This is a genomic window from Paenibacillus sp. DMB5, from assembly GCF_001517085.1.
GTDB lineage: Bacteria > Bacillota > Bacilli > Paenibacillales > Paenibacillaceae > Paenibacillus_AQ.
On record NZ_LRAC01000012.1, the window covers coordinates 36,499 to 61,749 of the forward strand.

27 protein-coding genes are annotated in these 25,251 nt (G+C 39.5%); 26 read left to right on the plus strand and 1 reads right to left on the minus strand.

Annotated features, from left to right (window positions below):
- Nucleotides 1-29: 29 nt before the first annotated feature.
- From AWJ19_RS02865 to AWJ19_RS02925, 14 genes are all read left to right on the plus strand, one after another.
- Nucleotides 30-503, plus strand: a complete 474-nt coding sequence (locus AWJ19_RS02865; protein WP_068721362.1) for a VOC family protein — start codon at nucleotides 30-32, stop codon at nucleotides 501-503.
- A gap of 1 nt (nucleotide 504) precedes the next feature.
- Entirely contained in the window at nucleotides 505-1,497 is a 993-nt protein-coding gene (locus tag AWJ19_RS02870; RefSeq protein WP_068721364.1) for a Gfo/Idh/MocA family oxidoreductase, read from the plus strand.
- Nucleotides 1,498-1,568: 71 nt separating this feature from the next.
- Complete coding sequence (locus AWJ19_RS02875) at nucleotides 1,569-2,096, plus strand: heme-binding protein (protein WP_068721365.1); 528 nt, start codon at nucleotides 1,569-1,571, stop codon at nucleotides 2,094-2,096.
- 12 nt (nucleotides 2,097-2,108) lie between these two features.
- Entirely contained in the window at nucleotides 2,109-3,035 is a 927-nt protein-coding gene (locus AWJ19_RS02880) for an ROK family protein (protein WP_082707668.1), read from the plus strand.
- A gap of 114 nt (nucleotides 3,036-3,149) precedes the next feature.
- On the plus strand, nucleotides 3,150-4,589 hold the full coding sequence (locus AWJ19_RS02885) for a glycoside hydrolase family 1 protein (protein ID WP_068721366.1): 1,440 nt from the start codon (nucleotides 3,150-3,152) through the stop codon (nucleotides 4,587-4,589).
- Nucleotides 4,590-4,629: 40 nt separating this feature from the next.
- Nucleotides 4,630-4,941 carry a PTS lactose/cellobiose transporter subunit IIA gene (locus AWJ19_RS02890; protein WP_068721368.1) on the plus strand — a complete coding sequence of 104 codons (312 nt, stop codon included), beginning with the start codon at nucleotides 4,630-4,632 and terminating at the stop codon, nucleotides 4,939-4,941.
- Between the two features lie 60 nt (nucleotides 4,942-5,001).
- A complete protein-coding gene (locus tag AWJ19_RS02895) occupies nucleotides 5,002-5,277 on the plus strand; it encodes an HPr family phosphocarrier protein (protein ID WP_068721370.1) in 276 nt (91 codons plus the stop codon).
- Nucleotides 5,270-6,994 carry a phosphoenolpyruvate--protein phosphotransferase gene (ptsP, locus tag AWJ19_RS02900; protein WP_068721372.1) on the plus strand — a complete coding sequence of 575 codons (1,725 nt, stop codon included), beginning with the start codon at nucleotides 5,270-5,272 and terminating at the stop codon, nucleotides 6,992-6,994. The genes AWJ19_RS02895 and ptsP overlap by 8 nt, the downstream gene beginning before the upstream one ends.
- A gap of 73 nt (nucleotides 6,995-7,067) precedes the next feature.
- On the plus strand, nucleotides 7,068-7,253 hold the full coding sequence (locus AWJ19_RS34540; RefSeq protein WP_128083484.1) for a hypothetical protein: 186 nt from the start codon (nucleotides 7,068-7,070) through the stop codon (nucleotides 7,251-7,253).
- Between the two features lie 231 nt (nucleotides 7,254-7,484).
- Nucleotides 7,485-8,408: an AraC family transcriptional regulator gene (locus tag AWJ19_RS02905; RefSeq protein WP_241781571.1), complete on the plus strand. Its 924-nt coding sequence runs from the start codon at nucleotides 7,485-7,487 to the stop codon at nucleotides 8,406-8,408.
- A gap of 115 nt (nucleotides 8,409-8,523) precedes the next feature.
- The gene (locus tag AWJ19_RS02910; RefSeq protein WP_068721376.1) at nucleotides 8,524-9,474 is read left to right on the plus strand and encodes an aldo/keto reductase; all 951 of its coding nucleotides are present in this window, start codon (nucleotides 8,524-8,526) and stop codon (nucleotides 9,472-9,474) included.
- Nucleotides 9,475-9,706: 232 nt separating this feature from the next.
- Nucleotides 9,707-10,507, plus strand: a complete 801-nt coding sequence (locus AWJ19_RS02915; RefSeq protein WP_068721378.1) for an aldo/keto reductase — start codon at nucleotides 9,707-9,709, stop codon at nucleotides 10,505-10,507.
- 39 nt (nucleotides 10,508-10,546) lie between these two features.
- On the plus strand, nucleotides 10,547-11,746 hold the full coding sequence (locus AWJ19_RS02920) for an MFS transporter (protein WP_198536454.1): 1,200 nt from the start codon (nucleotides 10,547-10,549) through the stop codon (nucleotides 11,744-11,746).
- Nucleotides 11,747-11,879: 133 nt separating this feature from the next.
- Nucleotides 11,880-12,530 (plus strand): SDR family NAD(P)-dependent oxidoreductase, encoded by a 651-nt coding sequence (locus tag AWJ19_RS02925; protein WP_068721379.1) that lies wholly within the window; start codon nucleotides 11,880-11,882, stop codon nucleotides 12,528-12,530.
- Nucleotides 12,531-12,651: 121 nt separating this feature from the next.
- On the opposite strand, the gene AWJ19_RS02930 is transcribed toward AWJ19_RS02925, so the two are convergent.
- Entirely contained in the window at nucleotides 12,652-13,197 is a 546-nt protein-coding gene (locus AWJ19_RS02930) for a TetR/AcrR family transcriptional regulator (RefSeq protein WP_068721381.1), read from the minus strand.
- Nucleotides 13,198-13,418: 221 nt separating this feature from the next.
- Between AWJ19_RS02930 and AWJ19_RS02935 the strand changes: the two genes are divergently transcribed.
- The 12 genes from AWJ19_RS02935 to AWJ19_RS33815 all read left to right on the plus strand — a co-directional run bounded on the left by AWJ19_RS02935 (nucleotide 13,419) and on the right by AWJ19_RS33815 (nucleotide 25,238).
- Nucleotides 13,419-14,174: a carboxymuconolactone decarboxylase family protein gene (locus AWJ19_RS02935; RefSeq protein ID WP_068721383.1), complete on the plus strand. Its 756-nt coding sequence runs from the start codon at nucleotides 13,419-13,421 to the stop codon at nucleotides 14,172-14,174.
- A 16-nt stretch (nucleotides 14,175-14,190) separates the two neighbouring features.
- Entirely contained in the window at nucleotides 14,191-14,937 is a 747-nt protein-coding gene (locus AWJ19_RS02940; protein ID WP_068721386.1) for an SDR family oxidoreductase, read from the plus strand.
- A gap of 29 nt (nucleotides 14,938-14,966) precedes the next feature.
- Nucleotides 14,967-15,380, plus strand: coding sequence for a cupin domain-containing protein (locus AWJ19_RS02945; RefSeq protein ID WP_068721388.1), 414 nt, complete (start codon nucleotides 14,967-14,969; stop codon nucleotides 15,378-15,380).
- Nucleotides 15,381-15,458: 78 nt separating this feature from the next.
- Nucleotides 15,459-16,184, plus strand: coding sequence for a RibD family protein (locus tag AWJ19_RS02950; protein ID WP_068721390.1), 726 nt, complete (start codon nucleotides 15,459-15,461; stop codon nucleotides 16,182-16,184).
- A 600-nt stretch (nucleotides 16,185-16,784) separates the two neighbouring features.
- A complete protein-coding gene (locus tag AWJ19_RS02955; RefSeq protein WP_068721392.1) occupies nucleotides 16,785-17,162 on the plus strand; it encodes a hypothetical protein in 378 nt (125 codons plus the stop codon).
- A gap of 201 nt (nucleotides 17,163-17,363) precedes the next feature.
- Nucleotides 17,364-17,627, plus strand: a complete 264-nt coding sequence (locus AWJ19_RS02960) for a hypothetical protein (RefSeq protein ID WP_068721394.1) — start codon at nucleotides 17,364-17,366, stop codon at nucleotides 17,625-17,627.
- Between the two features lie 145 nt (nucleotides 17,628-17,772).
- On the plus strand, nucleotides 17,773-17,955 hold the full coding sequence (locus AWJ19_RS02965) for a hypothetical protein (protein ID WP_068721396.1): 183 nt from the start codon (nucleotides 17,773-17,775) through the stop codon (nucleotides 17,953-17,955).
- 239 nt (nucleotides 17,956-18,194) lie between these two features.
- Nucleotides 18,195-18,449, plus strand: a complete 255-nt coding sequence (locus tag AWJ19_RS02970) for a Mu transposase C-terminal domain-containing protein (protein ID WP_068721398.1) — start codon at nucleotides 18,195-18,197, stop codon at nucleotides 18,447-18,449.
- A 261-nt stretch (nucleotides 18,450-18,710) separates the two neighbouring features.
- Nucleotides 18,711-19,547: a heteromeric transposase endonuclease subunit TnsA gene (locus tag AWJ19_RS02975; RefSeq protein ID WP_068721401.1), complete on the plus strand. Its 837-nt coding sequence runs from the start codon at nucleotides 18,711-18,713 to the stop codon at nucleotides 19,545-19,547.
- Nucleotides 19,537-21,732 carry a Mu transposase C-terminal domain-containing protein gene (locus AWJ19_RS02980; RefSeq protein WP_068721403.1) on the plus strand — a complete coding sequence of 732 codons (2,196 nt, stop codon included), beginning with the start codon at nucleotides 19,537-19,539 and terminating at the stop codon, nucleotides 21,730-21,732. Before AWJ19_RS02975 ends, AWJ19_RS02980 begins: the two co-directional genes overlap by 11 nt.
- A gap of 2 nt (nucleotides 21,733-21,734) precedes the next feature.
- Nucleotides 21,735-23,384 carry an ATP-binding protein gene (locus AWJ19_RS02985; protein ID WP_068721405.1) on the plus strand — a complete coding sequence of 550 codons (1,650 nt, stop codon included), beginning with the start codon at nucleotides 21,735-21,737 and terminating at the stop codon, nucleotides 23,382-23,384.
- 15 nt (nucleotides 23,385-23,399) lie between these two features.
- Nucleotides 23,400-25,238, plus strand: a complete 1,839-nt coding sequence (locus AWJ19_RS33815) for a TnsD family Tn7-like transposition protein (RefSeq protein ID WP_082707670.1) — start codon at nucleotides 23,400-23,402, stop codon at nucleotides 25,236-25,238.
- The last annotated feature ends 13 nt before the right edge of the window (nucleotides 25,239-25,251 follow it).

Sequence of the window (25,251 nt, forward strand, 5' to 3'; positions counted from 1 at the left end):
AATACTAGTCAGATTAGGAGAACGTACAGATGGAATTTAAAAGTATTATGCATGTATCATTCTTTACAGATCAGATGGAGGTTGTACGTGATTTCTATGAAAATAAGCTAGGGTTAAAACCAAAAATGATCGTGCGTTTTGGAGCATATAAAGGATCAAATAACCCTATGTTCAGCAAGAAGGCAGAAACGCATCCGGATGATATCTGTATTATTTATTTTGAAATTGCTCCTGGTCAGTTTATTGAATTTTTCCCTAAAATGGGTGATCAGGGTCCTCATGGGAAATGGAATCAAAACCTTGGGTACACACACTTTGGCCTTCTGGTAGATGATATTTTTAAAACGAAAGAAGAGCTTTTGGCAGCTGGGATTTCACTAGATAATGATATCTCTAAGGGACCTTCTGAAACTTATCAAATGTGGGTTCATGATCCGGACGGAAATAAGATTGAGATCATGCAGTATACAGAAAATTCAATGCAATTGAAAGGAAATTACTAATATGAAACTTGGGATTATTGGAACAGGAGTTATTGTGCAGGAGTTTCTGCCTAAATTGGTAGAATTAAAAGGGATCGAAATCATTGGGCTTCAAGGGATTCCTTCAGAAATTGATGCTGTTAAAAAAATGGCTAGTGAACATAACATTCCTCACGCTACTTCTTCATTCGAAGAATTATATGAAACGGGCATCGATACTGTGTATGTCGCAGTGCCAAATTTTCTTCATTTTGATTATTGTAAGAAAGCGCTCGACAAGGGTATTAATGTCATTGTGGAAAAGCCTATGACAAGCAATTATAGAGAAGCGCTCGAACTAAAAAAATTAGCGCAAGAAAAGAGGCTTTTCCTGTTTGAAGCGATTACGACACTCTATCTTGGAAATTACAAAAAAATTCAGGAATGGCTGCCACAGATTGGTGAAATTAAAATCGTACAAAGTCAATATAGTCAATATTCCCGACGTTATGATGCCTTCCAAAAAGGTGAGGTTCTTCCGGCATTTGATCCTAAAAAAGCTGGAGGAGCTTTAATGGATTTAAATCTTTATAATTTACATTTTGTAATGGGAATGTTCGGAAAACCGGAAGGTGCAGAATACTTTGCAAATGTAGAGCGTGATATCGATACCAGTGGAACGATGATTCTCCGATATCCTTCTTTCTATGCTATATGTACGGCGGCAAAAGATTGCAAAGGAATCTATGGGGGAATCATCCAGGGAACTAAAGGCTGCATAAAGAATGTATATCCACCGAACTTGATTGGAGAGGTATCCCTAGAATTGAATGATGGCACAGTAGAAAAGTTTGACGATGGCTCTGCCCGTGAACGATTAATTCCAGAGTTTACTGCATTTGTTAAGGCAATCAATGAACAAGATTATGATTTCTGTTATGAAAAATTGGAACGTAGTCTAGCTGTTAGTGAAGTACAGACTAATGCCAGACTAAAAGCAGGAATCCTTTTCCCAGTGGATGAGCAAGTAAACTAGTTTCAATATTTTCAGAATATGACTAATTTTATTTGCTACTTGTAGGGGGAGTAAGAATCGGGAGGAAGGCTATGCTGGAAAAACTGAAAAATCAGTTAGCGGGTCAGTATCCAATGGGTTGTGCCCAAGAGTTAGAAGATACTGAAGCAGAACTGGAATTCGATATATTCGGTAGTGAAATTGCTTTAGAGCTTGGTTCAATGATAGTGAATATGGCTCAGAAATATGGAGAAGATGTTGTTGTTCAAATCACAAGAGAAAAGGATCAGATTGTGATTTTTCAATATTTGGGTGACAGTAGATCCCAGAGGAATATTGATTTTGCACAAGGTAAACGAAATACAGTTTTAAAGACTGGTCATTGTAGTTTATGGGCATTAGCCCAGGAACTGTCAATAGGAGGCCTGGACGAAGTTTTTAACGAAAATAGTCAATGTATTCCGGTTGGAGGAGCATTTCCTATTTACGTTAATAGCGAGTTGGTTGCTACTATCTGTGTCTCAGGGTTGCGTGAAGGAATGGATCATCAAGTAATCATAGACGCCTTAGGTAACTATCTGAATAAAGAGGTTCCAGAATTCCGAGGAAAACTGATATAAGAGTTTACCGCTATGTGGAGAAAGGATTTATTAATGAATGAAATATTAACACTAGATTTTGGGGGAAGCGCATTGAAATATGCGCTTCTCAACGTGAGGCAAGAGTTCTCTGAATCCGGAGTAATGGATGCACCAAAAAGCGGTATGGAAGAATTTACGAACTGTGTCACAAGCTTGTATGAGAAATTTAAACACCGTATTTCAGGCATAGCAATTGCTCTTGCAGGAACATTGGATTCTAAAAGTGGATATGTCTTTCAAAGTAGTACCTATACTTTTATGAAGGAAATAAATTTAGTTGAGATATTGAACGAAAAATGCCCAATACCAATCACACTGGCAAATGACTCTAATAGTGCAGCAATGGCGGAAATGAATTATGGATGTTTACAAGGTGTTTCTCATGCCATTGTAATTATATTGGGTTCAGCAATTGGTGGGACAATTATTCACAATGGAGAAATATATCAAGGTAAACATTTTTCGGCTGCTGAGTTTTCCTTGTTGAAAACAAATGGTAATGATGATGGCTTAGATTATATTTGGGCAAAGAAAAATGGTAGTAATGGTTTGATGCGTTTGGTGCAGAAATATAAAGGAACAGATAAAAGGTATTCAGGAATTGAAATTTTCAACATGGCCAATCAAGGTGATACAGATGTTATAGATGCAGTTGATGAATTTTGCAGGCACTTGGCAGTACAAATATACAATTTGCAAACCATTTTTGATACAGAGCGTATTGCTATCGGTGGAGGGATTTCAGCACAACCTCTTTTGTTTGAATTATTGGATGAATACCTGAATGATATATTCCGCAGAGAAGAACCCTTCGCTCTGACAAATGTAAAACCGGATGTAGTTCCGTGTAAGTATCAGAATAATGCCAATTTGCTAGGAGCATACCATCACTATGTTTCAAAATATGGAGGGCAGTAAATGAAAAGCATTTGGTCAAACATGGATATGCTCTACTTTAATGAGTATGTAAATGTGTGATCTTCATTTGATTTATATAGAGGGATTAGGAGTTAATTTGGAGGTATAAATAAGATGAAGAAATTCAGAGAAGACTTTCTTTGGGGCGGAGCGATATCAGCGAACCAAACCGAGGGTGCGTGGAACTTAGATGGAAAAGGAGTTTCTGTGCCTGATATGTGTACGAATGGTTCTCATGAAGCGCCAAAGCGGATCACAACAAGTTTTGAGCCGGGAACTTTGTATCCTAGCCATGAAGCAGTTGGTTTTTATCATCATTATAAAAAGGACATTGCATTAATGGCAGAGATGGGCTTTAAAACGCTCCGCCTGTCTATTGCATGGACAAGGATTTTTCCAACAGGCATGGAGGCAGAGCCAAATGAAAAAGGACTTGACTTCTATGATAAAGTTTTTGATGAATGTATAAAATACGGAATTGAACCACTAGTAACAATCTCGCATTATGAAATGCCATACGCGTTGGTGGAAAAATGCAATGGTTGGGAAGGTCGAGAGTGTATTGATTATTTTGTGAATTATTGCAAGGTGATTTTTGAACGGTATAAAAATAAAGTGAAGTATTGGTTGACTTTTAATGAAATTAATTCAGGTACAGCTAGAGTGGGAAGTTTATTATCTCTTGGAACTGTAAAAGGATATAATGGACCAATTTCAGAAATTCCGGACAATTTGCAAGCGCGTTTTCAGGCGTTGCATCATCAATTCATCGCAAGTGCAAAGGTAATTAAAATCGCACACGACAGTTATCCGCATTTTAAGATGGGAAATATGATTGTCTTTATTACAATGTATCCATTTACTTGTAATCCGGATGACATCATTTCAACTCAGCAGAAGATGCAAATTCAGAATTGGTTTTGTTCTGACGTTCAGGTAAGGGGAGAATATCCTTCTTACATGGACCGTTTTTTCGAAGAGAATAATATTAATATTAAGATGGAAGCGGGGGATGAGGAGGTTTTAAAGAAAGGAACTGTGGATTTTTATACCTTCAGCTATTATATGACGAATTGTGTATCAGTAGATAAAAATCTTCCAACTTCATCAGGAAATATTGTTGGAGGAATAAAGAATCCTTATTTAGAGGCTTCAGATTGGGGGTGGCAAATTGATCCCAAAGGACTTCGCTATACATTAAATGAAATTTATGGACGATATCAGATTCCGGTAATGGTTGTAGAAAATGGACTCGGAGCATACGACGAAATAGATGAAGATGGTATGATTCAGGATTACTATCGAATTGATTACTTGAGAACGCACATTAAAGAAATGTATGAGGCAGTTCAGGATGGCGTGGATTTAATGGGTTATACCCCTTGGGGGTGTATTGATTTAGTAAGTGCTACGTCAGGAGAAATGGCAAAACGATATGGCTTTATCTATGTGGAGAAATATGACGATGGAACTGGTTCGCTTGCACGCCGTAAGAAGGAGTCATTTTTTTGGTATAAAAGAGTAATAGCTTCTAATGGAGAAAAATTAAATTAAAAAAGTTTGAGATCAGGTAAAAAATGATGGGGGAATAACAATGCAAGAAGTCGAATTAGTTAGTTTTCAAATAATCTCAGCCGTTGGAACAGCACGTTCTATGTACATCGAGGCAATTCAAGAAGCTAAAGCTGGTAATATCGAACAGGCTCGTGAATTAATTGCTGAAGGTGCTAAGGTTTTTGTGGAAGGTCACCGTGCTCACAAAAAATTAGTTACCCAAGAGGCAAATAATGAACCTGTTAATATTACATTACTGTTAATGCACGCAGAAGACCAGTTGATGAGTGCAGAGGGTTTTAAAATTATCGCGGAAGAATTTATTGCATTGTATGAAAGAGTGCAAAAATAAACAAATAAAAGCCTCCATTCGAACTAGTATGGAGTGAAATGGATAGGAGAACAGCCTGACATGCAAAAAACATTTAAAATCGTTGATGAAGACGGAATTCATGCACGCCCTGCGACAGCTTTAGTAAACACAGCCACTAAGTTTAAAAATACTGAGATTTTTGCTGAAGCTAAGGGTAAAAAAGTAACACTTAAGTCAATCCTTGGTGTGTTGTCACTGGGGCTTGATTTTGGTGATACCTTAACGCTAATTGCAGAGGGTAGCGAAGAATCCGAAGCGCTGAATGTACTGCAAGAGGTTATGGTTAAAGAAGGGCTGGGAGAGGTTCATGAGTAAGATTTCAGGAATTGCCGCCTCAGCAGGAATTGCTGTAGCCCGTGCATTTATCCTGGAGCATCCAGATTATACGATTACGAAGACTGCGGTAAGCGATGTGGAAGCCGAACTGGCTAAACTGCAGGGCGCCTTGGAGAAATCGAAGGGCGAGCTGCAGGCCATCAAGGAACGTACGCTTGCTGAACTTGGGGAGAAGAAAGCAGAGATTTTTGAATCTCATCTGCTGATTCTTGAAGACCCGGAATTGATCAGTCCAATAATAGAGAAAATCAACGAAGAATCAGTAAATGCGGAATATGCACTGAATGAAGTGGCATGCTATTTTGTCGAGATGTTTGAGAAAATGGAGAGCAAGTACTTACAAGAGCGAGCGGCTGATATGCTAGACGTAACGAAGCGTGTGATAAGGCACCTGCTTGGCATTCACTACATCAGCCCTGCTGAAATCAACGAAGAAGTTATCATAATCGCACAAGATCTGACACCATCGGATACTGCCCAACTGAACCGTAACTTTGTTAAGGGCTTCACCACCAATATCGGCGGACGTACTTCGCACTCGGCGATTATGGCCCGTTCCCTGGAAATTCCGGCGGTTGTCGGCACCAAAAATGTGCTGTCCCTGGTTAAAGCGGGCGATCTGGTCATCGTTGACGGTTTGAGCGGTGATGTGCTGATCAATCCTAGCGAGGCTGAAGTAGCTGAGTATAAAACCAAGCAGGAAGCATACGATCTGCAAATCGCCGAGTGGAAAAAGCTCCGCGATGAAGCGACCGTATCTGCTGACGGCAAGCATGTCGAGCTGGCTGCGAACATTGGTACGCCTAACGATGTTGCCGGTGTTATTGAGAACGGCGGCGAGGGCGTAGGCCTGTACCGTACCGAATTCCTTTACATGGGCCGCGACAGGCTGCCTTCCGAGGAAGTACAGTACAACGCTTACCGCACCGTGCTTGAGAATATGAAAGGCAAGCCGGTTGTTGTCCGCACGTTGGATATCGGCGGCGATAAAGAGCTTCCTTATCTGGATCTGCCTAAGGAAATGAATCCGTTCCTCGGCTTCCGGGCAATCCGTCTCTGTCTAGACCGTCAGGATATTTTCCGTACCCAGCTGCGCGCCCTGCTTAGGGCAAGTGCACACGGAGACCTACGGATCATGTTCCCCATGATCGCTACCCTTGGCGAATTCCGTGCAGCCCGTGATCTTCTGCTTGAGGAGAAAGCGAAGCTGCGTGAAGAAGGCAAGGAAGTATCGGACAACATCCAGCTCGGAATCATGGTCGAGATTCCTTCTACTGCGGTGCTGGCTGACCAGTTCGCGAAGGAAGTTGATTTCTTTAGTATTGGCACAAATGACCTTATTCAATATACAATGGCTGCCGACCGTATGAATGAGCAGGTCTCCTACCTGTATCAGCCGTATAATCCGGCAATCCTGCGTCTGGTCAAAATCGTGATCGACGCAGCACATGCTGAAGGCAAATGGACCGGCATGTGCGGCGAAATGGCCGGCGATTCTACTGCGATTCCGCTTCTGCTCGGCCTGGGTCTTGATGAATTCAGCATGAGCGCCACTTCCATCCTGCCTGCACGCAGCCAGATTTCCAAGCTGTCCGCTGCAGAAATGAAGGAAATGGCTGCTAAAGCGCTGCAGCTCGGCACGGCCGAGGAAGTCGCAGATCTGGTGCAACACGTTTTATTGCAAACTATTAATTAATTATTCTTTCGTTTATGAAAGTTCACTTTTTCAACTACACTTGCCGGTCTCTATTCATAGAGGCTGGTTTTTTTTGGAAAGGACATTTTATTGTGAAACTAATTTTGCAGTAAAAGCAATCTCTGTAGAACTGTGGCAAGAACAAGCGATGAGTGGTACGAATATTCGAGTTGCCAACATTTCTCCTGAGGTTGTTAGCAGTGAGCTCTTAGAAACGACAACCGAATCGGTAATGAAAGCTGAATTAGAAGCTCCCTAATTATACATACACAATTTATTCTTCCATATGAGCTAAATTAACAACTAAATTGAGCTTCACAGCAAAGCGTTCTAACCAGTTTTCAGTTAAACTAAAGTTGGACACAAACTCCACAACAGAAAAGGTGGATGAAATGAAAACTTATACAGATACTATTCTTGCTCTAGTCCAAATACGTGTGTTCGGAGTCAACCGTAATCAACTACAAGAAGAATTAAGGCGGGAATGGCTATGAGATTAGGCAAAATGATTAAGGCACCTCAAGAATTGATAAACAATCAGGAAAAAGTAGGTAGCTTAAAATTAGATGGAATGTCCGTTGTCGAATTCTGTTATTTCACTCAAGGCAGAGTGGGGTCTTTTTTTCTAAAGGATCATCTTTTACTGATGGTTCAGTCCGGTGTCTATACCGCCCGGTTTGGTGAACAGAAGTATACGGTCCGGAGCAACGAAATGATATTTTTTCATAAATCCATTGGTATAGATTTCGAGAAATCAGGTGATCCCGATTCAGATTACATCCTCAATTATTTGATGTTCTTTCTTAATGATGAAATTGTGAACGAATTTCTCAAATTTGCCCGGGTAAATCCGATTTATCCTGTGATTGATGTGGCTCCGATAACAATATTTCCGATTAACGATTACATTGGGAGCTATATCGAATCTCTAAAACCGTATTTTAACAAGTCTGATGAAATAAAAGAAGGGCTTATTCGGGTGAAGTTGATGGAGCTGTTATTTCACGTAGCAGATTCGCACGAACGTTTTATATATCAACTGATGCAACCCATCAGCAAGGATAAAGGCAGCATCACAGAGGTCATGGAGGAAAATATCACGAATCCCGTCTCGCTTACTGACCTGGCTTATTTGTCTGGAAGAAGCCTGGCGACATTCAAGAGGGACTTTCAAGCGATATACAACACGTCCCCGCTCAAGTGGCTTCGCAATAGAAGGCTGATCAAAGCTAAGGAACTACTAGCTGAAACAGACCTATCTGTCACTGATATCTGTTTCTCAAGCGGATTCGAGAATATCGCACACTTCTCCAAAGTGTTTAAAGAAAAGTTCGGACTCCCTCCGTCGGAGTTTAGGCAGCAACTGAAGGTGCAGGCTTCGGGACAGCTCATTCATCCCAGTAGGCTGAGCTAAATGAACAATAACAAATGAGCCTCACGGCAAAGAATATCATGTTTCTCTTTGATATGCTTATCTCATTCAGGTAGAGCTGTCTAAAGGTATATCAAAATTTTAATGGGGTGTTTAAATGAAAATGGTTAAACTACAAAATGAAGTGATTCCACCAATCGCACTTGGCACCTGGTCATGGGGTACGGGGTTTGCCGGCGGTGATGTCGTTTTTGGAAACCATCTTACAGCGGCAGACCTAGAACCGGTTTTTGATGCGGCGATGAAAGCTGGACTCAATTTATGGGACACTGCGGCTGTATACGGACAGGGAGCCTCCGAAACCATCTTGGGTGAGTTTACTAAAGGGCGCGACGATGTGCTAATCTCGACGAAATTCACGCCGCAACTTGGCGGGTCAGTTGAAGACCTCTTGAATAGTAGCCTTAACCGGCTCGGTTCGGACCATGCGGATATTTACTGGATCCATAATCCTATGGATGTGAAAAAATGGACGCCGGAGCTGATTCCTTTGATGAAAAGCGGAAAAGTAAAGTATGCAGGCGTCTCCAACCACAATCTAGAGGAGATCAAACTAGCGCAAAGTATTCTGGCTGAAGAAGGCCTGAAAATCTCTGCTGTACAAAATCATTACAGTTTACTCTACCGTTCATCAGAAGAGGCCGGAATTATTAATTATTGCAATGAAAATAATATTGTTTTCTTCTCCTATATGATCTTGGAACAAGGTGCATTAACCGACAAGTACAATGTGAAAAATCCTCTCCCTAGCGGCACGAGAAGAGGAGAGGCATTTAATGAAGATGTGCTTGCGAAGCTAGAAGGCTTAGTCCATGTAATGAAGGAAATTGGTCATACGCACGACGCGACTACTGCACAAATTGCAACGGCTTGGGCCATTGCGAAAGGAACTGTTCCAATTATTGGTGTTACAAAAACCTCCCATATTGATGATGCAGTAAGTGCTGCTGGAATTACGCTGACAGTACAGGAAATCCAAGATCTCGAAGCAGCAGCAAAAGAGACAGGGATTGTAATCAGTGGAGACTGGGAAAAGTCGATGCATTAATTATTTTTAATAATGGCCATAAAATTAATCTGGAAGACGCCTTTAGGGGCGTCTTTATATTTTGGGACATTGGCAAAAGAGATGCATAGAACGAATGAGCAAAATAGAACGAATGAGCTAAATGAACAAGTACTATTGAGCTTGACGACAAAGACTCCTGTGTCTCTTCTTGATATGCTTATCTTAAGTAGTTACTGTTACAGCTAATCTATAAAAAAGGACAGGATTATAAATGCAAAAGGTTACTTTGAATAATGGTATTAAAATGCCAATTCTCGGTTATGGTGTTTATCAAATCCCTGCAAGAGAATGTGAGCGCTGCGTTTTGGATGCAATCAATGTCGGGTACCGTTCGATTGATACAGCTCAGGTATATGGCAATGAAAAAGCTGTCGGATATGCAATCCGAAAATCCGGCGTGCAACGCGATGAACTGTTTATTACAACCAAATTATATATACCAAGTGGGGGTTACCGTAGAGCTGTCAATGCGATTGAGGATTCCTTACGTTCTATGCATCTCGATTACCTTGACCTGCTTTTGATGCACGAGCCCTTTCATGGCTATCATGAGATTTATCGTGCTATGGAGGAAGCCTATCAGAGCGGAAAAGTCAGAGCCATTGGAGTTTCTAATTTTAATCCGGGTGTGTTCGCGGATCTATTGGAGTCTTGCAATGTCATTCCTATGATTAATCAGGTGGAGACACACGTGTTTCGGCAGCAAACACAGTCACAGGAAATGATGAAACAATATGGCACTCAAATTGAATCTTGGTCACCGCTTGCAGCGGGAGAGAATCATTTCTTTTCTAATGAAACATTAAGAGAGATTGGGCAAAAATATGGTAAGTCGAACGCACAGGTGGGGCTGCGATATTTAATCCAGCGTGAAATTGTTGTAATTCCGAAATCCACTCAAAAGGAACGCATGATTGAGAATATGGATGTATTTGATTTTACGCTATCTGCGGACGATATGGCGAAAATAGCTCTGCTGGATAAAGGCAAAAGTCTGTTTTCATGGTACTAACCATTAGAATTAATAAAAGATGTACAGGAGGTCCTTATTGTGAAAGAAGCAGATGTGAATGTGATGCATGAGAATTCAGGAAAAAGATTTTCACTTATAACAGCCATTTTTTTCTGGTGTGGTTTAGTTATTGTATCTGGTGTATATATTACGATCCCCTTGATTTCAGTGTTTACAGGAGCTTTTAATGTATCAATATCGCAAGCAGCCTGGGCTGGCAGTGCCTTTTCATTTTGTTATGCGTTAGGTTTTTTGTTGTTTGGTCCGCTGTCAGACCGCTATGGACGAAAACAAATTATTATTTTTGGGTTAATCGTGTTAACCATAGTTACTCCTTTAGTCGGACTAGCTACTAATCTGTCTTGGTTGATCGCTCTCCGAGCGATTCAAGGGCTGGTAGCGGCAACCTTTGCACCAGCTGCAATTTCGTATGTGGTTGAAACATTTCCTGCAGAAAAGCGGATCACTACAACTGCATATATCAGTACAAGCTTTTTGGTGTCTGGAATTGTAGGTCAGGTATTGAGCAGCTTAATAAGTCAGTATTGGGGCTGGAGCTATGTGTTCTATCTCTTAGGGGCGGTTTATCTAATCACTACAATTTTAGTAATGAATTATGTCCCTGTGGGTAAAGCTAATTCAACTCATGGAAGCGTGCTTGACTCATTTAAACAATTTCGAAAAGTATTTACACAAAAACCCCTGCTTTTGAGTTACATCATCGCCATCACGTTATTCTTTGCTTTTGTCGGGATGTATACAACTTTAGGGAGTTATTTAAGTGAATCATTCGGGCTAGATAGTCAAGGTATTCTGTATGTCCGATGTGTCGGAATATTAGGGATGTTAGTCTCTCCTTTTTCTGGACAATTGGTCGCAAAATTTGGTCTGAACGCTATTATTAGAGTTGGCTTAGCCTTGGCCGTTGTGGGTCTTGCTGTTATGGGAGTTAGCTCTAATTTAGCTTTCCTTGTAGTGATGAGTATTGTTTTCGTGGCTGGAATCTCCATAACCGTTTCTAATATCATCTCACTTATTGGACAATTAGGGGGAGCTGCAAGAGGGGCTGCAATTTCAATGTCCTCCTTTATTCTCTTTCTTGGTGCAACTCTTGGCCCAATCGTAGCTACAAGCATATTGAAAGGAAGCAGCTATCTCCTAGCTTTTGAAATGTTAGCACTTGTGTTAGGAATCGGATTGATCGCCTCCTTTTTCATTAAAAATAGAGAACCGGTATAACAAATAAAGAAACCCAATATGGAAACCTGAAAGGTGGTGAAATTAGAACAACGTGTAACAATTTCTGTTTTTAAAATAATGCTGCTTTATACTCTGTTTGCATTATTCAAATTATACTTCTAGGGGGATATAAATGAGTAAAAAACTAATTGTTGTTGTTGGAGCCGGCCCTGGTGTCGGAAATCATGTCGCTAAAAAATTCGGTGTCAATAATTTCCGAGTTGTTCTCGTATCACGTAACCAGGATACACTTAATCAATATGTGAAGGAGTTGAGCTCGGAAGGAATCGAGGCGTACGCCGTTGCGGCGGATGCAGCAAGTCTGGCGTCACTAACAGAAGCCTTTGACCAAATCAAGAAAACTTACGGTTTAACGGATGTGCTGGTGTACAACGCTGCTATTCTGAAAGGCGGAAAACCAACTTCTTTGACGGCTGAATCTCTTGTATCTCATTATCAGGTGGACGTAGCCGGTGCCTTGCACTCTGCACTACAAGTTATCCCGGATCAAGTAAAACAACAAGAAGGAACAATTCTCTTTACAGGAGGCGGATTGGCGATGTATCCTTCTGCAGACTACGCTGCTTTGGGTATAGGTAAAGCTGCGATGCGCAACCTAGCATTTAGCTTAGCTGAAGAACTAAAACCTCAAGGTATTTTTGTAGGTACGGTTACAATTGCAGGAACAGTCGCTCAGGGTACTCATTTTGCACCTGACTTAATTGCAGATAAATATTGGGAACTGTACGAAAAACGTGAAGAGCACGAAATTGTGTACAGCTAAAATTATTTCATTTAACTGCAAACACCGCTGCCAAATTGAGTTTTAAACATGTCCAATAAGGAGAGCCTCGACGCCTATTAATCGAGGCTTTTCTTGGTTGAATCTAAATAATATCCTATAACTAAAAGTTCCTGTCCAACAAAATTCCCACTTGTTCTGCCACTACCTGAGTTTGCTCAGATAATCCTTTGGTGAACCACGCTTCTACTATTTCTACTATTGCTGCACCAAAAAATTTAAGAACTAACTCCTTATTTAATCCTTGATTTATTCCTTTGGTTACTTCTACTTCACCTTCAAGCTCCTCAATAACAAAATTCAAGAAATGGTTACGAAACGTAAGGGCTCCTTTACTAGCTAACATGGTTGAAAAGAATGAAGAATTCTGTTCAAAGTATTCAAACCAAATCAGATTTGCCTCGGAAAAGCTCAGTTCAGATGCTGATTTACACAACTTCCTGAGCTCATTTATATGTTCCCCTATAAGCTTATCTAGTAGATCAAATTTGTCTACGTAGTGATCATAAATAGTTCTTCGACCGACATTTGCCCTATCGGAAATATCTTGAACCGTAATGTGATCGAAACTTTTCTCTGACATCAATTCGATCAAAGCATTTTTTATTGCATCTTGAGATTTTCGAACTCTCCGATCCACTTGTGGCATTGTATCATTCACCGAACTTTCCTGAAAATTATCGTACAATTTTAATTATTCTGTGCAGTAACACACAAATAGTAACAACCTGATTATTGATGATATCCTTATTTCATTTTATATTATACACATGTGTACGGTATCGCATTAACGTGTAATTTTTTAACACATCAATTCAATGTTCTTTGGAAAAATAGAAAGGTTAATAAATTCAGAAAGGTGATATACTCATGGATCGTATTGAAAAGAGCAAGGAGAAATTTGAGCAGCTTTTTAGCGTTGGCATTCCAGCCACATATTCTACTGATCCTGACTTCCAGGACATTCTAAGTCATTTTATATTTGGGGAAGTATTCTATCAAGGGAACCTGGATGACAAGCAGCGTGAGTTGATTACCCTGGTTGTTTTTACGACTAACCAGACATTGCCTCAGCTCAAAGCACACGTCAGTGCAGCACTTAACATTGGACTAACACCAATCGAAATTAAAGAGGCTGTTTATCAGTGCGCTCCGTACATTGGATTTCCCAAAACACTCAATGCCATCAATGAGGTCAATGAGGTTTTCAAATCTAATAATATTGCATTGCCCCTTGAAAGCCAACGTCAGGTTTCAGAAAATACTCGTTTTGATAAAGGTCTTGCAGTGCAGAAAGAGATCTTTGGGGATGTCATTGAAAAAATGCAGAAGAGTACTCCTTCCAATCAAAAGCATATTCAGGAATACCTCTCAGCTTTTTGCTTCGGAGATTTCTACACCCGTGGCGGACTTGATTTGAAAACACGGGAGTTGTTAACACTCTGTATCATAAGTACTATGGGTGGAGCTGAAGGTCAAGTTAAAGCTCACGTACAAGCAAATAAAAATGTTGGCAACGACAAGGAAACTCTGATCACTGCGATCACCCACTGCCTTCCGTATATGGGGTTTCCGAGAACGTTAAATACTTTAGCATGCATAAATGAAATTATTCCTGAAAATTAAGAAAGGGTGTTTAACGATGTCGAATATTCAAGATAAAGTTGTCATTATTACAGGAGCCTCTTCCGGAATTGGAGAAGCAGCTGCAAAAGAACTTGCATCAAAGGGTGCGAAGGTGGTCTTATCAGCTCGTCGTGAAGACCGATTAAAACAATTACAGTATGAGATTCAGGCTAGTGGCGGACAAGCAGTATATAAGGTAACTGATGTGACTTCCCGTGAACAAATGGAACAACTTGCCGCCTTTGCTATTAGCGAGTTTGGACAAATTGATGTATTAGTAAACAATGCGGGAATCATGCCGCAAGCTTTTCTTGCTGAGAATAAAGTAGATGAATGGGACAAGATGATTGACGTCAATATCAAAGGTGTCCTTTATGCAATCGCTGCTATCGTTCCTTCTATGAGAGAACGTAAGTCTGGTCACGTTATTAACCTTTCTTCGGTAGCCGGACATAATATTTATCCAGGTGGCACTGTTTATTGCGGTACAAAGTTTGCGGTAAAAGCAATTTCCGAAGGCTTGCGGCAAGAAGAGGCAATGAATGGAAACAATATCCGAGTGACTAATATTTCTCCGGGTGCTGTTACTAGTGAGCTCTTGGAAACTATATCTGACCCCGTTATGAAAGCGGGATTGGAGGACTTTTACCAAGTAGCCATTGGCGCTGACAGAATTGCCAGTGCTATTGCATTTGCAATCGAACAACCAGCAGACGTAGCTATTAATGAAATGATTATCCGTCCAACTGTTCAAGTTGGTTAATAAAAAATAGGTTTATTGGAGGACTTAAAATGATAAAACATGAAGAAGTGAAAAATGGCGTTATTTTCCCTGTGGGAGAGAAAAATGAAGCATATGCACAATTTTTTGTAGGACAAAGCTATCTCAAAACCTTAATCGCTGACCCAAAAGTAAATGTTGGTGTAGGCAATGTGACTTTTGAACCGGGATGCCGAAATAACTGGCATATTCATCGCGATGGATTTCAGTTGTTGCTGGTCACTGGAGGTGAAGGCTGGTACCAGGAAGAAGGAAAACCTGCTCAATCCCTGAAAGCCGGTGATGTGATCGTTACACACGATGGAGTAAAGCATTGGCATGGAGCCGCAAAAGATAGCTGGTTTGAGCATATTGCAATCACAGCAGGTAAGCCGGAATGGTTGGAACCTGTTTCGGACGAAGTTTATGGAAATGCAACTAAATAAACTTACACATTTGAAGAAGTAATCCTCATGGGTTACTTCTTCATTACGTTATTCTATTGAAACAAAGGGGGAGCTAGTTTGAAAAGACCATATGTTATCTGCCACATGCTTACTTCTTTGGATGGTAAAATCAATGGGGATTATCTCAAGATGAAACGAGCAATATATTTTGCAGAAGAATACGAAAAAATTCATGAGAGTTACGGATGTAATGCATGGATGTGCGGCCGGATTACAATGGAGGAACATTTTACTCTTGGACATCAATTAGATTTACAATACGAGGGCATACCGCCTATCCCTAGAACGGATTATATCGGAAACGAGGATGCTCAAAGTTATGCCATAGCTGTAGACCCTTCTGGAAAACTAGGATGGAAGGAGAATTTTATTGCATCGTGGAATGAATATAGAAAAGAGGACCATATAATAGAAATCCTAACTGAGCAAGTCCCTGATTCTTACCTAACCTATTTAAAAGATCTCGGTATTTCTTATATTTTCGGCGGAAAAGAAAATTTGGACTTTATTGTCGTAGTGGAAAAGCTAAAAAACTTATTCTCAATTGATAAATTAATGCTTGAAGGTGGGGGCTATTTAAATGGCGCCTTTTTGAATGAAGGACTAGTTGATGAATTGAGCCTGATCGTAGCCCCCATTGCAGAAGCCTCATCAAACTCAGTGACACTATTTGAAACGAGCTCTTTTATAACAAATCAACACCCCGTAAATTTCAACTTGAAAGAAGTCGAAAAGTTGGATGATGGCGGGCTATTGTTGAAGTATGTAACAAGACATGATTAATTGTCTCGACCTTATCGTAATCGTGGTATTTATCATCCCCAGCCTGATGAAGCATTGCGTGCGTATATAGGCAGCGGAATTAAAGGAAACAGCTGTTTTTAACTGTGCCGATCAATAGACATAACTAAATAAAAAACATGTAACCTCACCAAATGGAACAACATAGGCGGCTATTGATGAAGGATTTGAACAAAACAAAACAAAACTAAACAATGGATTATAAGCAGAGTTGAATCTGCAATAAAAAGCTCAGAGGAATTAGGTAAGGGTAGCAAAAGTGTATAGAGGAATATAGCAGCCAACGAGCGAATGGAGCAATCAGCTCCGCCAACCCACATCTTTTTATATTTAATAATGAGAATAGAGAACGACTGTTAAGCGTTTATTATCAAATGGATATGAATTTAAAGCTGCTTCGGTATAAACGGCTGATATCAAAGGAAAAATAACAGCTGTTTGCCCTCATCATGATTCACTGGAGGGGTACTCAAAAGCATATCAACTCTTCAAAGCTATCAAGGCGCGCTATTTGGTGCTGTTTCAAATACAGATATTACTGAGATTGAACTTATAGATACTACAGATCTGAGAACACGTATAGTGAAGATTCTAGCCAAGGATCAGCAACATGAATATGCAGAGAATGTACCTACTGTAGAAATGGACCTCGAATTGAACAATATACATGGTGTTAAGGGAGAGACACATTTTGCTACTTTACTCCTGGAATCAACTCGAGATGGAGAGTCAGACATGTCTAAAATTTTCAGCTTTCTTGCCGGTACTCACCAGCCTGAATTGATTGAAGAATCGTTAGTGAAAGACACTTTAAAACTGGCGTATGTTGCGCTAAGCCGGCCGCGTTATTTCGCAGGTGTTGCAATGCATGAGGGAAATATTTCGGATCAAAATATTCAAGATGCAATAAGGCATGGTTGGAGAATCGTAAAAGTTGAAGAAGATCTGAGATTATCTTAAGTTTGGAAATAGCATAATCGTTAGGAGACGGTGCAAAAAGCACCGTCTTTTTGTCAAGAATGATGACCGCTGGGCAGGGGACAAGCACGAGCAGCTGATAAAGCCTTATCCTTAATCTAGATCCTCTATAGTATGATTTGTATAATGCTGGAGACAATAGTATACCAAGATACTGTATCTTAGAGAGGGGGCCGATACTAAATGAATTATGAAGAAGTGTATAAGTTGCACTTGCAACTGCTCAGTGTTTATGAAAAAAATGCACGATATTCAGGGGAGAGCCAGCAGCAATTAAATTATTATAAGAATCAACTATTCATGTTTGCAGAAGATAATGTTCAACGTATTTTTGTCCTTAACCAGCTTTTAAAAATTCATGAGAAAACACGTGGAATCCTGGTCTCTAATTGTGCAGATCGATACTTTTTAAGAGATGCTCCAGCGGATACTGAATCTAAGATGTAACGCATGATAATGGGATGCTGTAGTGATATAGGATTTGCGTTAAGTCGGTATTTACTAGGACTGATTGAATCCTTTGTGGAAATTAGAGATTTAAATAAGTAAAGGTGTAACATAATGAACAAATATATCGTAAAGGAGAACGATCATGATATTTGAGATTACTGATAAAATGGAAAAGAAGATCCAGGAATGGGATTCATGTAAACCGATTGACGTCGGGGGAGCTAAGTTTGCCTATACATTCATCCCATCTGGTCTGGGTATGGTTATTCAAGTTCAATGCGATATCTGTAATAGAACGCTGGATCTTACAGAAGATTGGATCTAAATAAGAATAGACGGGCGAATAAAGAGTTTGCGCTAAGCGCAGGCTCTTTATTTGTTGTAAGGCTAAGATTTTTATAAGGGTGTCCGAAGCGTTCGAGTTATAAAGGGGCGTGTAGTACCTTGAAATACAAGGTTGAAAAACGAATTGATTTTAATAGAAAAGTCAAATAAATAAGAATAAATATCCGAAAACGGATAATAATAATACTACTAATAAAAAATATTAAAGGAGCTGAAGAGATGAGACAGGGTGAATATTCAATTGGAGTCGCAAAAGTAACGTCTTTAGGTATCTCATTTAGGGGAATCTATTATTCAAACAGAGTAGCAATAAAAGAAGGCTGGTTTGAGAAAGTTAGATGGCTGTCAAATTGGACAGTCGTAATAATGTACAACCCAAATAATATGAACACAGTTTATGTCGTGGATAGAAAAAAGAATTGTGTTATTCCAAGTGAGTCAATTGAACTGAGAAGTAAATATGTGAATTATTAAGAGGAGTTGGAGAGATATATTCAATCGATTTAAGAAAATGGATGCTAAGCTGGAAATAATCTATGTTTATACGCTGTCATGAAATATGCAAGTAGTGGAAGGTAATGCAAAGTAATGGAAAGGTGGTAATAATAAAAGAAATTTAAAAATATAAAATAAAAATATAAAAAAATGTTTGAAATTAAAATATTATGTATTATTATATCTCGTATAATAACTAGAATTTAGCGAAATCTGTAAAACTGAAGGGAGTGATTCATAATGGTAATCTCAACCGTTCAAGATCAGATAAAGCGATGGGTTAAACAAGGTAAGGGCCAAGGTGAAGGAGTAAATTACACACCTTGGTATACAGCCAAGCAAGTATCATCTAGGGGTAATACTCATAGGCCCAAGGGAATAAAAAATGGGCGTGAACATTTATTCTTATCTGACTGGGAGTACTTCTACTTCTTATTATTAGACTGGTCCAATCTAATTTCCGATTTCAAGGAACAGTATCCACTGCTTGATAACCAACTTGATAATATTGAGGAAACAATAGAAATTGCGAAAGAGCTGAATGTTGAGCATCCGATCAATCCGAACACAAAAGAGCTGAAAGTAATGACTAGTGATTACCTGATCTATTTTCTTGATGGATCTGTAGTCGCGGTTTCTATAAAACCCTTTAAATTAATCACCGTGAGAGAAATAGAGAAAATGGAGATCGAGCGGATTTACTGGGAACGTAGAGGAGTTAAATGGGAACTGGTTACTGATAAAGACATTCCTGTAGCATATGCAAAAAATATAGATTATGTCCACAGCGTTTACGATCTCTCTAAATATCAAATATCTGATAATACTGTTGCTAGAGTAAAAAAGCTTATGGAACCTAATGTACTTAAGAGAACGCGTATCTTAACAGATATTACAAATGAGACAGATGATAGATTAGGCCTCTTACCGGGCAACAGCCTTACTATAGCTCGGCATCTTATTATTACTAAAGAATGGATTGTTGATATGGAGCAACCCCTCGACCCCAATAAACCTTTGTTGATTCTTGACTTAGTTGAGTCCAAAAGGGAAGTGGGTAGAAAACATGCAAACTGAAATTTATCCCAATAGTATTCTAGAATTTTGGCCGGAAATAGATGAAGAGGATGATATTGAGGAGATATCCCCCACTCTGTTAAGAGTACTTTGGGTGAATCAAAAGGTTGTTGTTACGATCGATATCTTCGATAAGACAGCTCAACCGGAGTTCAATGACCGAGAAATAATTGAGAATGAAATCATCGAAGGGAAAATTCAATTCACTGAATATGTAATACCAAGAATGATGCTTCCCGATTCTAAATTAAATGAAAAAGATACGTTCATACGTGATAAAGTTTGGGGCTATCTTGAGGAAGCAGTTACCGGAAAACATGCTTTTGATATCTTAAAAAAGAGACTGCGCGGAATTATTATTGATGAAATTAGTGAAAAATACAAAGTGTCAAAAACGTTAGTCCGAATAAATTTAAGGAAGTATTGGCAAAGGGGAATGAGGGTCAATTCCCTGCTTCCTGATTTCTATAAATGTGGCGGTAAGGGAATAGCGCGTGATACACCTGGAGAAAAAGTAGGCAAAAGAAACCAAGATTCAATATTAAATCCTGAACTTGTCGGTATTAAAATTACAAAAGAAATCAAACGAGATCATTTCCAAAAAGCGATAGATCGCTGGTATAAGAAAAGAGATAAAAGAACGTTGTATGAAGTGTATATTCTAATGCTAAAAGCTTACTATAAAGCAGGTATTGATGCTGATGAAGGAATCATATTAATGCCGGAACATGAAAGACCTACATTTCGCCAATTTTATTACTGGCATCAAAAAGAACGTAATTCTAAGGATGAGTACCAGAAGCGGTATGGCCAAAGAAAGGTGAATTTAAAGTACAGAGCAATTGAGGGCACTTTTGATGAAAAATCATTCGGACCTGGTTCTTTGTATCAGATCGATGCAACTGTAGGAAATGTTTATTTAGTGAATCGAAAAAATAGAAATTGGATTATTGGTAGACCCATAATATATTTTGTCGTAGATGTTTTTAGCCGGTTAATAGCAGGGCTTTATGTAGGACTGGAGGGCCCAAGTTGGATCGGGGCAGCTCTTGCATTAGATAATGCGGCTTCCGACAAGGTGGAATATTGTAAGAGGTTCGGTATTGATATTACTAAAGAAGAATGGCCATCCTTTGGTTTGCCTGAACATTTAACCACTGACCGTGGAGAATATGTTGGAAACAATCCGTCTCATCTTATTAAGACATTAAACGTAAAGCTAGAACATCTGCCTGCATATCGGCCAGACTGGAAGCCTTTTGTTGAAAAAGCATTTGATGTAAGTAATGAACACTATGTGAGATGGATTCCAGGTGGAATCTTGGAACGTATGCATGAACGCGGTGATCAAAAGCCCGTCATGAAAGATTTATTAGATATCCATCAGTTTGAAACGATCCTCATCGAATACGTGAGATACCACAACAAACATTATATGGCCTCGTATAGAAGAAATGATGCCATGATTGCTAACGATGTCGTCCCAACACCGATTTCCCTATGGGAGTGGGGAAGAAAAAATAGTTTAGGCTCACTTCATTTTGCAAGCAAGGATGAATTACGTATGAACTTGCTTCCATCGCGGAAAGGTCGGTTCACCGCTAGTGGCATTAAATTCAACAAAAGTCTTTTCACGTGTGATACTGCTGAGAATGAAAGTTGGCGTTTTCACGCAAGAAATGGAGAAAAAATAGATGTTGAATATTCCTTTGATCCGCGGGATACATCCAGAATATTTTTAAGGCATGAGGATGGGGGATTTGAAGAATGCTATAAACTCGACGAGCAGAATGAGAAGTCAGTATCACGTAAGCAACAGGTTAGGTGGGAAGAAGAGCTTGATATTGTCGCTTACGAAGCAAGAATGGCTCGTAGAGGTAGGGCTCAAAATGAAGAAGATAGAATAAACTATATTGGCAAAATTGAAGACGTAGTTAAACCTTCTAAGGCTTCCACTAAGAATTCAGGTAACGACCAGGTTCAAATGAAAGATGGTAAAGAACATCGACGAGTTGCCAAGCAGCAAGAAAGGGAAGAGAGTAGTTGGGGGTTGGAAGCTACAGAAAATGAAAAAGTACAAACGAGTAAAGTAATCAACTTTCCAACCATGGAGGAGAAAGTAAGTTACGTACCAGCTGAAGATAATACTGATCTGATAAGGTATGCACTAGAAGAGGAGGAGTGATGATGAACATTAGAAAACCAAATCGGGGAAGAATAGAATTCGCAGAGTATAAGGATACTGGTGTTCCCCATTATAAGAATTTCCCTATGATTGAAGCTCTCCCTGAGATTTTGGATGCTGTAGAAGCAACCAAGAAAATAAAGGTATTTAAGGAATTTAACCCAGAGGAGTTGCAACTTTCCTCTAGCAAACGAAAACACTGTGTAGAACAACTCACCACATACCTCATTCCATTAAATAAACACCTTGAAGTAGAACAAAAGCTCTCGATCTTTATCAGACAAGGGTATCTTTCACGAAATATTACGAATAATGATCATATTCGCCGTATGAGGAATGCCATTTTGTCTTTAAAAAAGCCGGAAATGGCTGAATTAGAGAGGCAAGCACATAATGTGCCTTTACCAACATCGTCCGCGTTAGGGATTATTGGAATATCAGGTGCGGGAAAGAGTACAGGAATAGCAAGAATTCTTAATATCTATCCTCAAGTAATCATCCATGAGAAGTATGAAGAAAAACAATTGGTATGGATGAAAATAGACTGTCCAGTGACCGGAACCATTAAACAACTTTGCCTAAGTTTTATCAAGGAAATGGGAGAGTTGATGGGAGGGATAGATTACAACGAGTATAAAGATTACAAAACAGATGAGTTAATTATTGTGTTGTCAGCTCTCGCATTGGAGCACCATCTTGGAGTTTTAGTCATAGATGAAATTCAGTATTTACACGAGCATGCATCTGGTGGAGTTGCCCTTATGCTCAATTTTTTTAACACTCTTATTAACACGATTGGGGTGCCCATAGTTTTAATAGGGACTCCTAAGGCTCGTCATCTATTCACGAAAGAATTTCGAAACATTAAAAGGATTACAGCGCAAGGAAGCATCGAGTGGGATAGATTAAAGAAAACTAACAGTGACTGGAAAACCTTATTGGAGTTTTTATGGAAGCATCAATGGACTTTAAAAAAAGCGGAACTAACTCCAGAAATCGAAGAAGCATTGTATTATGAATCGCAAGGGATTCCAGATCTCGTTGTAAAGATATTTAAGGAATCCCAAAAGAGAGTTATTGGTGTTGGTGAACTATTATCAGCTTCTGTCATTCATTCTGTTGCTCAAGATCAATTTCGGATATTGCAGCCACCGTTAGAGGCTCTTCGTAGTGGCGACAAGATAGAAATGAAAAAGTATTTAGATATCTTTATGAGTTATGATCCTGCAACTCTTATTACAACTGAAGAAAAACGAGTTTACGAAGAAACATATGGAATTAACTTGGAGGAGGTGTTATATGAACAAGAGCAAGATAATCAATTACAAGTAATCATTAATTGGCTAATGGATGCTGATTTTACAGCCGAAGTTGCGAGGTCAGTGGCTAATGAAACTAAATTGGCGGACCTAAACCAATGGAAGCGAGCCGCATACCAAGCTGCACTTGATTATAAGGCCGAACCGATCACTGAAAAAAATCCTAAGTTATCAGGCAAAGATTCTAGGGCAAGACAAAGCCAACGTAAGTATAAGCCTAGTAGTTTGTTCCCTGTTTTAGCACTAAAAGAAAAAGAGAAGAATGCAACGTTCTATGAGTTGATAAAACGGGCAGGTTATGTTCAAGATGTAAGATTAAGACTAGGTTTGTGACAAGGAGTTATTGCTATGAGAGCATATCCAAATGAACTTCTTCTTAGTGTTGTAGCCCGATACCATCATTTAAATGGACACAAAGGTATAAAACCCACTAGAAGAAAGATGTACGGACTAGAAAACAAAAAAACTTCGTCAGATCTTCCTACAACAATTCTCCCGATTAATACCATTATCAATGGTTCTATGGATGATATTCTTCATAATAATACTCTTTTTCCATTCTACAAACCATTCTTATCGGAAAAACAAGCCCAAACCATTAAAAGTCATATGCTTGGTGGTCCTGGAGGCGGTGTTCACTTTACCTCCGGAATAATGGCTAGTGTGGTAAGGGTAAGCGGGGCACTCCGATTATGTCCTATATGTCTTTTGGAAGACAGTCTGACCTATGGTGAGCCCTTTTGGCATCGAGAACATCAATTGCCGGGTAACTTAGTATGTCCTATTCACGAATGTGAATTACTTACTCATTGTTTGGTTTGCAAAGAATTGATCTCAGCTAACGATACGAAGAGTTTATCTATATGTCCTTTATTTTGCAGCCAAGGTCATAATCTGTCATCCCAGGTTGTCACTAATATAGATGAGACCTTACTCAGGGTATCAAAAGGAATAGTAGAACTGTTTAAGTTCACGTTAGAAGATAAGCTTCCTTTAAGTCTCAGAGATTTGTATGTTAGCAAACTTATTCAGATGAAACTTTGCACGATTGGAGGACGAATTAATCAACAAGAGGTTTGTTCTAGATTCCGATCGATGTTTTCACCCGACGTTCTTTTAAGACTCGGTGTTCCTGTCCCTTTGGGTTCAAACAATTGGTTGTCTACACTGTTAAGAAAGCCACGGTATTCATTTCACCCATTGCTACATGTCCTGGTGATTGAATTGTTATGGGGAGGAGTTCATGGAATTGTTTCACCTATAAATAATACTCCATTTGGACAAGGACCTTGGCCCTGCTTAAACAAAATTAGTGATCATTATAAAAAGCATACGATTTTAAATGTAACCATTTCGCGTTGCGCAGATACCAAAAAACCAGTTGGTTCATTCAAGTGCGAGCTCTGTGGATTTCACTACTCGCGGCGGGGACCAGATCTGAAGTATGAGGATATGTTTTCATATGGACGCATCAAAGACTTCGGGCATTACTGGAAATCCTTGGCCGATGATCTTTTACAAAAAGGTGGTACGATTCGGTCCATTGCAAAGACTTTAGCTGTAGACTCTAAGACCGTGATGTTATATGCGAAGAAAAAACAGGCACAGCCAAAGCAGAAGGTGGATGAAGAACGAGATTTAAGAAGGAATCGTTTACTGCAGAACATGATTTTCTCGAATTACACCAGTTTTCGAAAAGCAAACGGGAAAGACTACAGTTGGTTATACAGACATGATAGAGAATGGCTTCAGACTAACTTACCGAGCATGCCTAATAAAGTACAAAGTAGATCACGAGTGAATTGGAATCAAAGAGATGTAGAAATGGCTGATGAGTTGAATCAGGTTATTTTAAGACTTCGTTCGGAAAAAGGTAAGCCTCAGCGAATTACGCTTTCTAAAATCGGTCGTTTAACTGGAAAACTTGCAATATTTGAACGACACCTTGATAAGCTTCCGCTATGTCAGGGACTCTTAAAGATTAACTTGGAAACAGAGGAAAAGCATCAAATGAGGAAAATAGATTGGGCATTAAGCAAAATCAGCCAGCAAGGTAAAAGACCTATGAAATGGCGAGTCTTGAGAGAGACTGGGATCCGAATCTTAAAAACAGAGAATGTCGAAAAGTATGTAGTAGCTAAACTCGATGAATGTTTTCATGTTTTTCAGGATAAAATTTCAGCATAACACTCCAAGGTTG

Coding starts and splice junctions, on each gene's coding strand:
- AWJ19_RS02870 (WP_068721364.1), top strand. CDS start 505: ATGAAACTTGGGATTATTGGAACAGGAGTTATTGTGCAGGAGTTTCTG.
- AWJ19_RS02885 (WP_068721366.1), top strand. CDS start 3,150: ATGAAGAAATTCAGAGAAGACTTTCTTTGGGGCGGAGCGATATCAGCG.
- AWJ19_RS02980 (WP_068721403.1), top strand. CDS start 19,537: ATGCAAACTGAAATTTATCCCAATAGTATTCTAGAATTTTGGCCGGAA.
- AWJ19_RS02960 (WP_068721394.1), top strand. CDS start 17,364: ATGAATTATGAAGAAGTGTATAAGTTGCACTTGCAACTGCTCAGTGTT.
- AWJ19_RS02865 (WP_068721362.1), top strand. CDS start 30: ATGGAATTTAAAAGTATTATGCATGTATCATTCTTTACAGATCAGATG.
- AWJ19_RS33815 (WP_082707670.1), top strand. CDS start 23,400: ATGAGAGCATATCCAAATGAACTTCTTCTTAGTGTTGTAGCCCGATAC.
- AWJ19_RS02985 (WP_068721405.1), top strand. CDS start 21,735: ATGAACATTAGAAAACCAAATCGGGGAAGAATAGAATTCGCAGAGTAT.
- AWJ19_RS02935 (WP_068721383.1), top strand. CDS start 13,419: ATGGATCGTATTGAAAAGAGCAAGGAGAAATTTGAGCAGCTTTTTAGC.
- AWJ19_RS02910 (WP_068721376.1), top strand. CDS start 8,524: ATGAAAATGGTTAAACTACAAAATGAAGTGATTCCACCAATCGCACTT.
- AWJ19_RS02965 (WP_068721396.1), top strand. CDS start 17,773: ATGATATTTGAGATTACTGATAAAATGGAAAAGAAGATCCAGGAATGG.
- AWJ19_RS02905 (WP_241781571.1), top strand. CDS start 7,485: ATGAGATTAGGCAAAATGATTAAGGCACCTCAAGAATTGATAAACAAT.
- AWJ19_RS02930 (WP_068721381.1), bottom strand. CDS start 13,197: ATGCCACAAGTGGATCGGAGAGTTCGAAAATCTCAAGATGCAATAAAA.
- AWJ19_RS02925 (WP_068721379.1), top strand. CDS start 11,880: ATGAGTAAAAAACTAATTGTTGTTGTTGGAGCCGGCCCTGGTGTCGGA.
- AWJ19_RS02970 (WP_068721398.1), top strand. CDS start 18,195: ATGAGACAGGGTGAATATTCAATTGGAGTCGCAAAAGTAACGTCTTTA.
- AWJ19_RS02915 (WP_068721378.1), top strand. CDS start 9,707: ATGCAAAAGGTTACTTTGAATAATGGTATTAAAATGCCAATTCTCGGT.
- ptsP (WP_068721372.1), top strand. CDS start 5,270: ATGAGTAAGATTTCAGGAATTGCCGCCTCAGCAGGAATTGCTGTAGCC.
- AWJ19_RS02890 (WP_068721368.1), top strand. CDS start 4,630: ATGCAAGAAGTCGAATTAGTTAGTTTTCAAATAATCTCAGCCGTTGGA.
- AWJ19_RS02880 (WP_082707668.1), top strand. CDS start 2,109: ATGTGGAGAAAGGATTTATTAATGAATGAAATATTAACACTAGATTTT.
- AWJ19_RS02875 (WP_068721365.1), top strand. CDS start 1,569: ATGCTGGAAAAACTGAAAAATCAGTTAGCGGGTCAGTATCCAATGGGT.
- AWJ19_RS02945 (WP_068721388.1), top strand. CDS start 14,967: ATGATAAAACATGAAGAAGTGAAAAATGGCGTTATTTTCCCTGTGGGA.
- AWJ19_RS02895 (WP_068721370.1), top strand. CDS start 5,002: ATGCAAAAAACATTTAAAATCGTTGATGAAGACGGAATTCATGCACGC.
- AWJ19_RS02975 (WP_068721401.1), top strand. CDS start 18,711: ATGGTAATCTCAACCGTTCAAGATCAGATAAAGCGATGGGTTAAACAA.
- AWJ19_RS02940 (WP_068721386.1), top strand. CDS start 14,191: ATGTCGAATATTCAAGATAAAGTTGTCATTATTACAGGAGCCTCTTCC.